We start from the raw sequence: 12247 nt of genomic DNA on the forward strand, positions 1-12247 counted from the left end.
AATTCGGCAGGTCCGGCCTGGCCGAATCGGTCACGCCGGTGGGGAGCGGTCAGGATCGACCGCTCCCCACCGGAGTTCGAGGACCGCTACGCCGGGCTGCCGCTCGTTTCGAGGACCTCCGCGTAGGGCGCCAGCTTGCGGAGCGACTCGATGTTCTTCAGCAGCGACTCCTTGGACTCGTGCGCGTCGCCGACCACGACGACGGAGCCGTTGCTGGCCTTGAGCCGGAACCGGTGCATGCCGCTGTCGTCCTTGTAGAGCTCGAACTTCCCTGCCATGGAGATCCACCTCTCGTGCTCGGTCACCCCCCTCCTCACGCACGGTAGGCGGTCGGTGACGGGGTCGCATGTCGGACAGCCTGTCGGGGGCGGGGAGCGGGGCGGCGCTCACCGGGCGGACGGCTGGGCCCGGCTCGCAGCCGGATCTCAGCGTTTCCCGTGCGGCAGTGCATATTTGACGGTTCGTCAAGTACGGCATCGTGGCCCTGGAGCAGTCACTTCCGCTCCAGCGCGGCCAGCCGCAGCTCTAGCTGGTCAACCCGGTGCCGTAGCAGGGTGACCTGGGCTTCCAGGCTGACCTCGCGTTCCGCCCTGCGCTGAATGCGCGGTGACGCGGCGGCGCGCTCGATCACCGCGTCCAACCGGACCAGTCGCTGCGGCCCGTTCGGGCCGTCCACCAGCCGGGACTGGATCTCGCCATTGCGGTACCAGGACCGCAGGGCCGAGCGGGAGACGCCGCTCTCGGCTTCCGCCTTGCCCAGCGTGACCCAGGGCTTCTCGTCCAGCCGCTCGAACAGCTCCAGCTCGTTCTGCCAGCGGGCGAGCCGGTCCTCCCAGTTCGACGGTGGCTCCATGACACCCTCCCTTCAACATGGTGACCCTGTCAATAGCAGTGTATTGACAGGGTTGCGACCATGGAACCATGACTTTCGAACGGTTCACGGTGGAAGCCCGCAAGGTGGTCGTCACGGCTCAGGAGGAGGCGAGGCTGCTCAAGCACAACCACATCGGCACGGAACACATCCTGCTGGGGCTGCTCGACGCGCCGGACAGCACGGCGGCGAGAGTTCTGCACCAGCTCGGGTACGACAAGGAGGCGGCGCGGGCCGATATCGCCGCGGTGGTCAAGCCCGGCACGAAGGAGCTGAGCGGCCACATTCCGTTCGCGCCGAGCGCGAAGAAGGCGCTGGACCTCGCCCTGCGCGAGGCGCTGCAACTGCACCACACCTACATCGGTACGGAGCACATCCTGCTTGCCCTGGTCACGGAAGGCGAGGGCGTCGGCGCCGAAGCACTTGCCGAGCGGATCAATCCGATCAGCAAGATCCGTGCCGCGGTGCTGGCGTCACTGGAGGGATCGCAGGACGTCGAGGCCGGCCCATGGCCGGCCGGCACAGCCGCCACCGAGGACACCGTGTCCGCCGCGAGCGCGCTGGCCGGTGGTGGACCGGTCGGCAGCCATCACCTGCTCGAGGCGATGCTGCGGTCGGAGAACAGCATGGCGGCCAGGGCGCTGCGTGAACTCGGGGTCGACCCGGACGCGGTCGCCGCCAAGATCGACGAACTGGACCCGGAGACGACCACGGACGCGAACCCGGAGGAGGCCGCCGCGCGCAGGATGGAGATCCGGCTGGTCGACGATGAGGTGCACCTGATCCTGCGGGACCCGACGACGGTCACGATCGCCAAGAAGGTCACCGAGCTGTCCACCGGCCCGATCCAGGGCGTCGGGCCGGTGGCCGGCATGTTCGTCCCGCTCTGGCGGTCGACCAATCAGCTGCTGCTGCAGATCCAGCGGGTGCTGGAACCGGAATCCGGAGAAGAGGACGGCCCCGCCGCGAGCGGCGTGGCCAAGGTCGTACGCGCGGTCCTGGCGCCCCGGCTCCGCCGGTGATCCGGCTGATCAGCGGGCCGGAACCTGCCGTTGGGACAACTGGGACAAGCTGAGTCTCGCCGACATCACCCGTCCCGTCGTGCCGGCCTACGGGAGCGGGCGTGCCGGGCTGCCCGTCGCGGGTCTCGATCCCGCGCCGCGTGCGGAGCGGACCGGAGCGGACCGGCTGCAGACGCCGGTCGGCACGGCGGGTGCGCTCAGGCGATCGTCGCCGGGGTGTCCCGCACGGTGACGTTGGCGTGGCTCTCCTGGAAGCTCTGCTCGGAGACCATCGTCAGCCGGGCGGTGGAGCGGAACTCGGGCAACGAGGCGGAGCCGCAGGAGACCATGGTGGACTTGATCTTCGCGGTGGTGACGGCCAGGCCCTCGTGGAGGTCGCCCGCGTAGGGGACGTAGCCGTCGACGCCTTCCTCGAAGATCAGCCCCTGGCCGCCCTGGCCGTAGCGCTGCCAGTTGCGGGCCCGGTTCGAGCCCTCGCCCCAGTACTCCTTGACGAAGCCGTCCCGGGTGGGGAGCTTCGCACCGGGCGCCTGGTCGAAGCGGGCGAAGTAGCGGCCCATCATGACGAAGTCGGATCCCATCGCGAGTGCCAGGGCCACGTGGTAGTCGTGCACCAGCCCGCCGTCGGAACAGATCGGCACGTACTCGCCGGTGCGCTCGGCGAAGGCGTCCCGGGCCGCGGCGACGTCCAGGACGGCGCTCGCCTGGCCGCGGCCGATGCCCTTCTGGTCGCGGGTGATGCAGATGGAGCCCCCGCCCACGCCGACCTTGACGAAGTCCGCACCGGCCTCGGCGAGGAAGGTGAACGCCTCGCCGTCGACCACGTTGCCGCCGCCGATCGGGATCTCCGGATAGTGCTTCTTCACCCAGGTCAGGGCCTGCGCCTGCCAGTCGCTGTAGCCGTCGGACGAGTCGAAGCACAGGACGTCCGCGCCGGCCTCCAGCAGGGCGGGGACGCGCTCACGGTAGTCGTGGGTGTTGACGCCCGCGCCCACGCGCAGGCGCTTGTCGCCGTCCACGATCTGGTTCGGGAAGCGCTTGTTGTCCGCGTAGTCGGACCGGAACACCAGGTGCTGCAGGTTTCCGCCCTCGTCCAGCACCGGGAGGCAGTCCAGCCGCTCGTCCCAGAGTCGCGCGTTGGCCGCGGAGAGCGTGGTGTCACTGCCGGCGTGGGGCAGGTCGGCGGTGGCGGTCATACGGCCGCTGACGGGCCCGTCGAGGTCGTGGCGCTGGGGGTGGAAGTCACGGGAGGTCACCAGTCCCAGCAGGCGTCCGGTGGCGCTGCCGTCGTGGGTGACGGCGGCGGTGCTGTGGCCGGTTCGCCGCATCACGTCGACCAGGTGCCGCAGGGTGTCGTCGGGGCGGACGTTCGTGTCGCTGGTGACGAACCCGGCCTTGAAGTTCTTCACCTTCCGGACGGCCGCGGCCTGTTCCTCGATCGACTGGTTGTGGTGGAGGAAGGTCAGGCCGCCGTTGCGCGCGAGCGCGATCGCGAGCTCCGGCGAACCGACCGCCTGCATGATCGCCGAGGTGAACGGGGACCGCAGCTCGATCGCCGGCGCCTCGCCCACCAGGTGCCGCACCAGAGGGGTGCGCAGGTCGACCGTCCCGGGTGAGCAATCGGTGCGGGTCCGATTCGGCAGCAGCAGGTACTCGTTGAACGTTCGTGAGACCTCGGCCATGATCTTTGCCACTGATTCCTCCTGATCCATCGGCCGGCGCCCCGCCGGCCGGCCGTGCAGATCGCCCCCGGGTCCGACGGCCCGGGCGGCCAGAAGTCAGCGACGCCTCGGCGGAGTTCACGCCGCTGGGGCATGCACTCTGACCTGTCCCTTGCCCGAACAAGGTGCGGTAGTGATCCCGCACCCTATCGATTGATCGGCCTGTGCACGAATCCTGGCCGGTGGGTCGTGCCGGGAGCGGAGGCCGGCCGACCCGCCCGCCACCGACTGCGCGCCACCGTCACCGTCACCCGAGGTGCGCCCGGCGCGATCCGCACGGCACGACTCAGCAGCTGAACAGTCCGATGACGTGGCCGTCGTGGTCCACCACCGGCCACGCGTCCAGACCGCGGGAGCGCATGGCGGCGGCCGCGTCATCGGCGGGCATGTCGGCGGTGGCGAAGGGGGCGCGGTCGAGGACGATGTCGCGCACCGCGGTGCGTTCGGTGTACCAGGACCGGGCCTGGAACGGCGCGAGGTGCAGGCGGGTCAGCAGCCCGGCGCAGCGGCCGTCGTCGTCGCGGACCAGGACGTGGTCCGCGCCGGAGCTCTGCAGGATGTCCATCGCGGTGTCGACCATGACGTCGTCGCTGATCTGCAGGTCCGGGCGTTTCATCAGGTCGCGGACCACGAGGGTGGTCGCGGGGCGGTCGAGGGCGGTGGTCATGGGCGGACTCCTTCGCGTCTGCGCCGCCGGTCGTGGCGGCGCTCGGGGCACTGGCGGCGGGGTGGTCGACGGCGCCCGCGGGAGCCGGCTGCGGCCCCGGCTCCCCACTGGGGGATCCTGCCGGGCCCGGCCGCGCGTCGCGACCGGGCCCGCGCGGTGTCCTACGCGGCGAGGACGACGCGCTTGGGCGCGCCGCCGCGGGAGCCGCGGGAGCCGTTGGCGGTCTGCTGGTCGCGCCCGGCATAGCCGGGGCGACCGCGGCGGCCGCGGCTGGCCGAGGCGCTGCGGCGGGGGCGTTCGACGACGGGGTCGGCGATCACGACGGGAACGCCGGTGGGGACGCGGGCGCCGGTGATGCGGGCCAGCTCCTCGTCGCTGGAGTGGACCTGGGTGGACACCGGGGTGATGCCGGCGGTGGTCATCATGCGGGCCATCTCGCGGCGCTGGTTGGGCAGCACGAGGGTGACCACGGTGCCGGACTCGCCGGCCCGGGCGGTGCGCCCGCCGCGGTGCAGGTAGTCCTTGTGGTCGTTCGGCGGGTCCAGGTTGACGACCAGGTCGAGCCCGTCGATGTGGATGCCGCGGGCGGCGACGTTGGTGGCGATCAACGCGGTCACCTGGCCGGTGCGGAACTGCTCCAGCGTGCGGGTGCGCTGCGGCTGGGACTTGCCGCCGTGCAGCGCCGCCGCCTTCACCCCGTTCGCGAGGAGCTGCTCCACCAGGCGGTCCGCGGCGTGCTTGGTGTCGATGAACATGATCACCCCGCCCTCGCGGGAGGCGATGTGGGCGATCGTGGCGTCCTTGTCCCGGTTCTGGACGTGCAGGACGTGGTGCGCCATGGTGCTGACCGTCGCGGCCGAGGGGTCCACCGAATGGGTGACCGGGTCCTTGAGGAAGCGGCGCACCAGCCGGTCGACGTTGCGGTCCAGGGTGGCGGAGAAGAGCATCGTCTGGCAGCCTTCGGCGACCTGGTCGAGCAGTTCGGTCACCTGCGGCAGGAAGCCCATGTCCGCCATCTGGTCGGCCTCGTCGAGCACCGCGATGCCGACCCCGTCGAGCTGGCAGTCCCCGCGCTGGATCAGGTCCTTGAGCCTGCCGGGGGTGGCCACCACGATCTCGGCTCCGCGGTTGAGCGCCTGGGCCTGGCGGCCGATCGACATGCCGCCCACCACGGTCGCCATCCGCAGGCGCACGGCGTGGGCGTAGGGGGTGAGTGCCTCGGTGACCTGCTGGGCGAGTTCACGGGTGGGCACCAGCACCAGGGCCAGCGGCCGGCGCGGCTCGGCCTTCTGGCCGGCGGTGCGGGCCAGCACGGCGAGCCCGAACGCGATGGTCTTGCCCGAACCGGTACGCCCGCGGCCCAGCAGGTCGCGGCCGGCCAGCGAGTTCGGCAGCGTGGCGGCCTGGATGGGGAACGGCGAGGTGACGCCCTGACGGGTCAGCACCGGCAGCAGTGCCTTCGGCATGTCCAGTTCGGCGAACGACTCGACGGCCGGCAGGGCCGGGGTGGTGCTGACCGGCATCGCGAACTCGCCCTGCACCGAGGAGCCCTGACCGGGCCTGCGGCCCGAGGGTCGCTGGGCGCCCCCCGAACGGGAGCCGGAGGAGGGACGGCCGCCGGAGCGGGATCCGTAGGCGGCGCCGCCGGAGCGGGAGTTGGCGTTCTGGTAGGAGGAACGACTGGAGCGGTTCATGCGAAAACCTTCCTCAGGGCGGCACGTCACGAGGAAGGCTCCGCGGCGCGGGGCGCCGGCGGAGGCCGCAAGGGAACGGGCCGGAAGCGTGACGGGCGGAGCGTGGACGGAAGAAACCGTGCGACACGTCACCTGCACCTACGGTCGGCGCTCACCGACAGGGGCGGGGCGAAGACCTCGAACCGTGAGATGTCACGGCAGGGCGCTCATCCGGACGCGGCGCTGTGCGTCTCGCGTCGGGAGGGCCGCCGGTGGCGGAGCCAGGGGGCCTGAGCGGCGGGGAATGTGTCGTGGCGCAATGCCGAGGGGCCCGCACCGGGCATGTACTCGGTGCGGGCCCCTCGCTGCTAGGCGGGTGCCATGGCAGAAAAACTACAGCGGGCGAATGTTCTCGGCCTGCGGGCCCTTCTGACCCTGCGTGACGTCGAACTCGACCTTCTGGCCCTCGAGCAGCTCACGGAAGCCGCTGGCGTTGATGTTCGAGTAGTGGGCGAAGACGTCGGGGCCGCCACCCTCCTGCTCGATGAAGCCGAAGCCCTTTTCCGCGTTGAACCACTTCACAGTGCCATTAGCCATAAAAACTTCTCCTTCAAAGGGCTGTCCGGAGAACGCACTGCGCGAACTCCGAGTCGCCGCGATAAGCACCCACCCGGCGAGGCCGGGAAACAAAAATGCGCCTGCGATACATCAGCAGGCGCACACAAAGTTCATGGGAACCACTACTGCAACTGGGATCAGCTTAGCAGGCCCCGGCCCGCAGTGGTGGAACATTCCACCTCGGGTTTCGTGGGAGCCCCTCGTGGGAGCCCCTCGGGGCCCGCGGGAACCTCGCCCGGGCCGCGGCTCCCGACCCGTCGGACGCCCGCACACGGCGCGATCGCCGCCCCGGGGTCGGCGTCAGGACCCGGGGCGGCGTGGCCTAATCTGGAGTCATGTCGAACCCTGACGGGCTGCTCGTCGACATCGCCGCGATGGTCGAGTCCGAGCACAGCAACCAGATGTCCTTGACAGTGGTGGTCCCAGGCGCGGTGATCACCGGCAGGCTCGCGCCGGTGTCCCTGTGGTGGGGGCGGGTGGCGGAGGTCCTCCAGGCCTCGGAGCACCTCAAGCCGTTCGCCGCCCTCTTCGCCGCACCCGCCGAGACCCCGCCCGCGCGACCCACCCACCTCCACCTGCACCGGGCGAGGATCCTGCAGGGCGACTTCGGGCTCCCGCACACCGGCGGCATGTACCGCATCGCCATCGAGGACATCAGCAGTTGGACGGTCGGGGACCTCAGCTACTCCGACACCTGAGACGCCGCGCGGCGGGCGATCGCCCGCGCCTGCTCCGCCGTGTGCCGCCCAGGCCTCGGCGGAGCACGGAAAATCCGGCGGAACCCCTGCAACATTTCGCCGGCCCGGAGCGTCAGGTACACGGAGGCGCGGGCGATGGCTGCCGCGCGCCGAGGGACCGGTGGGAGACGGGCACTGCAGGAGTGCGCGGCCGCCGGCCAGGGGGAGCGGCGAAGCATGGAACCCGAGGACGAGCAGCTGGTGCGGCTGGACGGCGGCAGCCACCTGGCCGCGGCCGGTGACGCGGGCCGTGAGGCCGACCGTGACGGCGAGCGGGACGGGTACCCGGAGTACGACGAGGACGCGGAGGACGACGAGGAGGACGGGGAGCACGACGACGCCCCGCCCGCTGCCCGCCGCCCGGTCTCGCGCACGGCGGTGCGGATCGCCTGCGGGCTGGTCTTCGCCGGTCTGCTGACCGTCGGTGGCTGCGGCGCCTTCAACCTGGCCTCGGCGGTGCTGGGCGACGGCCCCGCCAGGAGCGGACCCGCGCGCACGGCGAGCGGCCCGGCGGCGACGGTCGCACCGCCCACCGCCGCCCAGGCCGCCACCGCGGCAGACGCGTTCCTGGCCGCCTGGGCCAAGGGCGACCTGGCGGGCGCGGCCGGGCTGACGGACGACCCGGGCATGGCCAAGGAGGCACTCGGTGGGTTCCAGCAGCAGCTGGGCTTCAGCGCGCTGACCCTCACCCCGGGCGGCCCGGCGACCGCCGGGTCCAGCCCGGCGCCCGCTGCCCCGGCCACCTCCTCGCCCCCGGCCGGCGGCGGCCTGCTGACGCTGGGGTTCACGGCCTCGGTCGGCTTCGCGGGTGCGGGCGCCAACCCCTGGCAGTACCAGGGGCAGCTGGGCCTGCTGCGGACCGGCGACGGGCAGACCCTGGTGCACTGGGCGCCGAGCGTGGTCTATCCGCGGCTGACGGACGGCGAGTCCATCGCGCTGCGGGCGATCAGCTCGCAGGCGGCGACGGTGGTGACCGACCGCAAGGGCCGCTCGCTCGCCGGGTTCCCCTCCCTGGCCCCGCTGCTCGCCGCCCTCCAGAGCGACGCCGACACCTCCCCGTCCGGCGCCTCCCCGTCCGGCAGTCCGTCCGCCGGGGACGGCACCGCCTCGGCCACCGGGAACGGCCAGGCCGTGGTGCTCCTGGACGACACGGGGCAGAAGCCGGCCCAGCAGCTCTTCGTGGTCAGCCCGCCGGCCGCCGCGCGGCAGGTGCGGCTGACCCTGGACGCCGATGTGCAGCGGGCGGCCGAGCAGGCGCTGCAGACCCAGGCGGGCGCCAACGCGGCCGGCCTGGTCGCCGTGGAGCCGAGCACCGGCGACATCCTGGCGGTCGCCAACGCGCCGGCGGCCGGCTTCAACGAGGCCTTCCTGGCCGGCCTCGCGCCCGGCTCGACAATGAAGGTGATCACCGCGGCCGCCCTGCTGGAGGCCGGCGACACCCCCGGCACCCCGGTGGCCTGCCCGAGCAGCACCAATTCGCCCAAGCTCTGGACCAACGACGAGCCGGGCTCGTTCCCCGGCTACACGCTGGCCGACGACTTCGCGCACTCCTGCAACACGGCTTTCATCAACGAGTACGCCAAGCTGCCGGCCGGCACCCTGGCAGCGGTCGCGCGGGACCAGTTCGGTGTCGGCCTCACCTGGTCGACGGCCCCGGGCGTGCCGAGCTTCGACGCCAAGATCCCGGTGCCGAGCGACCCGGACGCCTCCGACCACGCGGCCGCCGAGGCGGTCGGGCAGGACGCCATCCAGGCCAACGCGCTGACCATGGCCTCGGTTGCCGCGACCGTGCAGAACGGCACCTTCCGCCAGCCGGTCCTGCTGCCCGGCCAGCCTCAGGTGAAGGCCACCGGGTCGCTGCCGTCCTCGGTGGCCAAGGGGTTGCGCGCGATGATGGCCCAGACCGCCGCCTCCGGCACGGCCCAGCAGGCGATGGCGGGTCTGAGCGGCGAGGTCGGGGCCAAGACCGGCACCGCGGACGTCGGCGGGGCCGCGTCCCCCAACAGCTGGTTCATCGGCTACCGCGGCAACCTCGCCGTGGCCGCGGAGGTGGAGGGCGGCGGCCACGGCGCCGGGGTGGCGGGCAGCGCGGTGGCCCAGGTGCTGGCGGTCGGCAACGGATAGCCGAGCGGCGGGAGGAACCTGATGGGGAGCCCGAGACCCCCATCAGGTGCCGGTCGATCTGAGAAGATCCTGACAGTTGAGCGCGGTTGACCCGTTTCTCAGCCGCGTCAAAGACCGGCCTGGCGAAATGGCCGCATGACGTCACTGCGCCTGCCCGCGACAGCCTCGGCCAACGTCACCACCCGCGCCGCCGCCCTGACCGGGCCGCTCCCCGCCGCCCCGAGACGGACGCGCATGGTGACCCTCGACCTGATGCGCGGGTACTACGTGGGAGTGCTCGCGGCGGTCCACCTCGACTACCTCCCCTCCCTGCTGGGCCTGTTCGACGGCCGCGGTTCGCTGCTGGTCTCCGAGGCGGAGAACTTCTTCCTGATCTCCGGCCTGCTGGTGGGTATGCTGCGTCGGCGCGACCTGGAGCGGCACGGGCCGCTCCGGATGGCGCGCAACGCGTGGAAGCGCGCAGGTCAGCTCTACGTGCTCGCGGTCAGCCTCACCCTGCTCTTCACCGTCATCGGGCGCCTCGCGGTCGCGCACGGCGTGTCGAACGTGAAGGTGGGCCTCGACAGCGACTCCTCACCGATGGCCCTGCTGGCCAACACCCTGACCCTGCGGTACACCTACGGCTGGGCGGACTTCCTGACCTTCTACGTGCCGATGTTCCTGATCGCGCCGCTGACGGTCTGGCTGCTCTCCCGCCGCCTGGCGCCGGTGGTCGTCCTGCTGGCGTACGCCGGGTTCGTGCTGCCCTCGCACTACGACACCAGCTTCTTCAGTCCCTTCCTGCAGTGGGGCGTGTACTTCTTCCTCGGCACCATCGCCGGCTACCACTGGGACGACCTGCGACGGCTGGTGGGCCGACTGTCGCCCGCGGTGCGGCGGGCGCTGTGCACCGGGCTGGTCGTGGGGACCGTCCTGCTCTACCTGGTCGGCATGCTGCTGCTCTTCCACCCCGAGCTGATCGTCGACTCGGACACCTACAACCACCTGTTCCAGAACAACCGGCTCGGCCTGCTGCGGCCCTTCGCCGCCCCGGTGAGCTTCGCGGGCACCTTCCTGCTGGTCCGCAAGTACGAGGAGCCGATCGCGCGGACCGTCGGCAGGCTGCTGCTGCCGTTCGGCCGGAGCTCGCTGTACGTCTACGTCGCGCAGAGCTTCTTCGTCTTCCTGATCCCGTTCGTGGTCGGCCCCAGCGGATTCTGGGAGAACACCGTCTTCGACGTCTCGGTGATCGCGGTGACCTGGTTCGCGGTGCGCACGCGCTTCCTGGCGTTCCTGATCCCCGGGTAGCCGCGCGCCGCCGGCCGCCGGGCCTGGCCCCGGCGCTCCAGCGCAGGCCCGGCGGCCGGGGGCGGACCATACTGGAGGAATGGCGCAGAACACTCCTCCGCCGCACCGTCCGCCGGGCATCACGGTCAAGGGACGCGACGTGCGGTTCCGTACGATCGGGCTCGCCGTGCTCGCGGTGCTCGCCATCTGGTTCATCGCGGCCAACACCGGATCGGTCTCCGTCAGGCTGTGGATCCCCACCGTCACACTGCCGCTGTGGGCGGTGCTCACCGTGACCCTGTTGGTGGGGCTGCTGATCGGCTACGTCCTGGGCCGCCGCCGCACCAGGCCGTGAGCCGACCGCCGCGGCGCCCGTTGCCGCGGTGCCCGTAGCCGCAGTGCCCGTAGCCGTGAGCCGACCGCCGCGGAGCCGACTGCCGCACGGCCAGGCCGGCCGGTGATCGGGCGGTCAGCCCAGCAGCCGGATCAGCGCGCTGTCGAAGAGGTCGAGAGCGCGCGGCAGCGGCCCCTGGTCGTGGTGGTGCAGGGCGGACCAGAACAGGTCGGCCGGGAGCGCGTGCCGGGAGGCGTACACGCGGTAGGCGTAGCGCCGCCCGTCCACCCCGGCCAGCTCGACCAGCCAGCAGGCACCGGCCGATCGGTCTGGTCGGTCTGGTCGGTCTGGTCGGTCTGATTGGTCGTCATCTCGGTTGAGCCGCAACGATGGTGACAACAGGGTCTCCCTCCCGGGCGGTGGACCTCGGTAGTGGGACCACCGCCGTAGGCGGAAGGTTGCGTTCCGGTGCTGGGTTCAGCCCGCTGCGGTCGGCCGCTCGAACAGCCAGCGGTCCAGCATCAGTTGGATCTCGGCCAGGACCGCCGGGTCGCCCTCGGGGCGGTCCTGGAACGCGGTGTTGAGCAGGTGCGCGGCGCTGAGCACAGCCAGTTCGGCGCGCAGCGCGAAGGCGGGGGTGTCGGGGTAGCCGTAGCGGGAGACCAGCGTGCTGTGCACGGCGGCGGCCAGCCGTCGGTCGTTCGCGTCGCCGTAGGCGCGCAGGGCGGGCGGCGGCGGCCCCGCGAACCAGAGGCGGTGGAAGCCGGGTTGCTCGCGGCGGAACCGGGCGTGGGCGTCGAGCAGCCGGGCGGCCAGTTCGCCGGGGGTGTCCGGCAGCGGCCCGCTCAGGACGCGCCGGCCCAGGGCGTCGAACTCGTCCAGCCAGCGGGCGGTCAGGGTGGTGACGATCGCCTCCTTGTCCGGGAAGAAGCGGTACAGCACGCCGATCGAGACCCCGGCCTCGGCGGCGATCAGCTTCGTGCCGACCTCCTCGTAGTCCCGCTCCTCCAGCAGCCGGGCGGTGGCCGCCAGGATCCGGGCCACCTTCTCCCGGCTGCGCTGTTGCTGCGGCTCGCGCAGCACGCCGGCGGGCAGCGGGCGGGCGGCGGGCGACTCGGCGGGCGGCTCGGCGGGCAGGGCTGCGGGCTGGGCGGGGGCGGCTGACGGGTCGGTCTCGGTCATCGCGCTCCTTGACAGGGCCTCAAAGGTGAATC

General features: G+C 72.0%; 13 protein-coding genes. 5 read left to right on the forward strand and 8 right to left on the reverse strand.

Features of this window, described 5'->3' with window-relative positions; translation table 11 throughout:
• Positions 1 to 86 precede the first annotated feature (86 nt).
• Positions 87 to 278, reverse strand: coding sequence for a DUF1508 domain-containing protein (locus OG455_RS35675; protein ID WP_266300419.1), 192 nt, complete (start codon positions 276 to 278; stop codon positions 87 to 89).
• Between the two features lie 215 nt (positions 279 to 493).
• Positions 494 to 853: an excisionase gene (locus OG455_RS35680; protein WP_266300420.1), complete on the reverse strand. Its 360-nt coding sequence runs from the start codon at positions 851 to 853 to the stop codon at positions 494 to 496.
• A 68-nt stretch (positions 854 to 921) separates the two neighbouring features.
• Between OG455_RS35680 and OG455_RS35685 the strand changes: the two genes are divergently transcribed.
• Positions 922 to 1893 carry a Clp protease N-terminal domain-containing protein gene (locus tag OG455_RS35685; RefSeq protein ID WP_266300421.1) on the forward strand — a complete coding sequence of 324 codons (972 nt, stop codon included), beginning with the start codon at positions 922 to 924 and terminating at the stop codon, positions 1891 to 1893.
• A gap of 197 nt (positions 1894 to 2090) precedes the next feature.
• Here the strand turns inward: OG455_RS35685 and OG455_RS35690 are convergent, their stop codons facing one another.
• From OG455_RS35690 to OG455_RS35705, 4 genes are all read right to left on the reverse strand, one after another.
• Positions 2091 to 3575, reverse strand: a complete 1485-nt coding sequence (locus OG455_RS35690) for an IMP dehydrogenase (protein WP_353963039.1) — start codon at positions 3573 to 3575, stop codon at positions 2091 to 2093.
• Between the two features lie 325 nt (positions 3576 to 3900).
• Complete coding sequence (locus OG455_RS35695) at positions 3901 to 4281, reverse strand: CBS domain-containing protein (protein ID WP_266300423.1); 381 nt, start codon at positions 4279 to 4281, stop codon at positions 3901 to 3903.
• A 161-nt stretch (positions 4282 to 4442) separates the two neighbouring features.
• Positions 4443 to 5975 (reverse strand): DEAD/DEAH box helicase, encoded by a 1533-nt coding sequence (locus tag OG455_RS35700; RefSeq protein WP_266300424.1) that lies wholly within the window; start codon positions 5973 to 5975, stop codon positions 4443 to 4445.
• A gap of 372 nt (positions 5976 to 6347) precedes the next feature.
• Entirely contained in the window at positions 6348 to 6551 is a 204-nt protein-coding gene (locus tag OG455_RS35705; protein ID WP_030916923.1) for a cold-shock protein, read from the reverse strand.
• 356 nt (positions 6552 to 6907) lie between these two features.
• On the opposite strand from OG455_RS35705, the gene OG455_RS35710 reads away from it, so the two are divergent.
• The 4 genes from OG455_RS35710 to OG455_RS35725 all read left to right on the forward strand — a co-directional run bounded on the left by OG455_RS35710 (position 6908) and on the right by OG455_RS35725 (position 11054).
• On the forward strand, positions 6908 to 7270 hold the full coding sequence (locus OG455_RS35710; RefSeq protein ID WP_266300425.1) for a hypothetical protein: 363 nt from the start codon (positions 6908 to 6910) through the stop codon (positions 7268 to 7270).
• A 216-nt stretch (positions 7271 to 7486) separates the two neighbouring features.
• Positions 7487 to 9433 carry a penicillin-binding transpeptidase domain-containing protein gene (locus tag OG455_RS35715; protein ID WP_266300426.1) on the forward strand — a complete coding sequence of 649 codons (1947 nt, stop codon included), beginning with the start codon at positions 7487 to 7489 and terminating at the stop codon, positions 9431 to 9433.
• A 135-nt stretch (positions 9434 to 9568) separates the two neighbouring features.
• Positions 9569 to 10720 (forward strand): OpgC domain-containing protein, encoded by a 1152-nt coding sequence (gene opgC, locus OG455_RS35720; RefSeq protein ID WP_266300427.1) that lies wholly within the window; start codon positions 9569 to 9571, stop codon positions 10718 to 10720.
• Positions 10721 to 10799: 79 nt separating this feature from the next.
• The gene (locus OG455_RS35725) at positions 10800 to 11054 is read left to right on the forward strand and encodes a lipopolysaccharide assembly protein LapA domain-containing protein (protein WP_266300428.1); all 255 of its coding nucleotides are present in this window, start codon (positions 10800 to 10802) and stop codon (positions 11052 to 11054) included.
• Positions 11055 to 11168: 114 nt separating this feature from the next.
• Here the strand turns inward: OG455_RS35725 and OG455_RS35730 are convergent, their stop codons facing one another.
• Positions 11169 to 11321, reverse strand: a complete 153-nt coding sequence (locus OG455_RS35730; protein ID WP_266301105.1) for a hypothetical protein — start codon at positions 11319 to 11321, stop codon at positions 11169 to 11171.
• Positions 11322 to 11510: 189 nt separating this feature from the next.
• Positions 11511 to 12215, reverse strand: coding sequence for a TetR/AcrR family transcriptional regulator (locus tag OG455_RS35735; RefSeq protein ID WP_266300429.1), 705 nt, complete (start codon positions 12213 to 12215; stop codon positions 11511 to 11513).
• Between the last annotated feature and the right edge of the window lie 32 nt (positions 12216 to 12247).

Origin of the sequence: Kitasatospora sp. NBC_01287, assembly GCF_026340565.1 — a bacterium.
Lineage (GTDB): Bacteria > Actinomycetota > Actinomycetes > Streptomycetales > Streptomycetaceae > Kitasatospora.